Origin of the sequence: Hominisplanchenecus murintestinalis (assembly GCF_943193015.1) — a bacterium.
GTDB lineage: Bacteria > Bacillota > Clostridia > Lachnospirales > Lachnospiraceae > Hominisplanchenecus_A > Hominisplanchenecus_A murintestinalis.
The window spans coordinates 1-1,217 of record NZ_CALPCM010000120.1; the positions used below are offsets into that span (position 1 = coordinate 1).

The window sequence follows — 1,217 nt, forward strand, 5'->3', positions numbered from 1 at the left end:
TCGGTATCTTCATTAGCATTTACGAGTTCGTGCATTGCTTCTAGAATGCTGCCGATTTCTTCATCATATTTGCGGATGAAGCTGATATAGAGCCGAATCCGCTTGATGTTGCTGTCAATGATGTAACCGAACTCATTTGCTTCATGAGCAGCCTGGATAATGGCATTATACTTGTTTTGAGCATATGTAAGCCCAAAACGGGCAGTTGACTTGATGATACCAATAATCTCTTGTTTGTCTGCTTCAATAAAAGCAGATGGAGAGGAATAAGTTTCCAATAAGGTAAGGGATGTATTAATTGTAACCTTGGAAAAAATACCAAGATATTGTGGAAATGCCATGCGAAGTTCACCTTGGAGTTTGTTCACGTAAGCGCTGCGGTTATCCATTAAGTCATAGTATTCACGACATAGATTACGACAGTTCAAAGCAAGGTCAGAAGGCATGAGAGAAACCTTTAAATCAGGTTTCAAACCAACCAAAGCCGCTTTTTTAGAATCAAAACGGTCATTATGTACTTTTCGTATGTTGATATTTGTGCTATTCTTAGTGATGATAGGATTGATAACTGAGCAGTTAAAACCCTTATCACGAAGATAGCAGAAGAGTGGGTAATGATAAATTCCCGTGGATTCCAGGAAAATGCGACTTTCCAAAGAATACAGCTCTTCTGCTTCTTTTATTTTAGAAACAGCGGTTGTAAGGGAACTCATTTTGTTGTGTAGGATTTTATAAGGTTTTCCTACAAACTGTTGGTTTGGAAGTGCGATAGACATCCATGAGAAGTCAGCACCGACATCAATACCAACAGAGATGAATAGATCCTCAGGATTAAAAATAACTTTGTTTGGCATGGGTGAAAGCTCCTTTCTGATAGGAATCCATTTCCAATCTGGCAGGTACACAACCTGGCGTGTTATACGGGTATCGCCTTCCGGTTCCCAACCAGCTAAAACATAAAACCCTGTCGAATGGACTAATTGACTCACTTGTAGGTATAGGCTGATGAAAATCAGCTTCCCAAGGAGGTGAACATTCTTTATCCTATCCTAAGGGATAATACCTTATGTTTCATCTGGTGTCTATCAGGAACCGTCAGACATGATAATTATTTTTGGATAACATCTGATGAAGGAAGAACACCTTCTTCTGTTATCTGATTTATAGAAACTTATTAAACAAGTAGTCTTGATTGACTACACCATTATTATACTAGG

1 protein-coding gene is annotated in these 1,217 nt (G+C 38.7%); it reads right to left on the reverse strand.

The window, feature by feature from the left end; all coding sequences use genetic code 11:
* Positions 1–854: IS110 family transposase (locus NFR99_RS15255; protein WP_135977068.1), on the reverse strand; the 854-nt coding region annotated here is incomplete at its 3' end.
* Between the last annotated feature and the right edge of the window lie 363 nt (positions 855–1,217).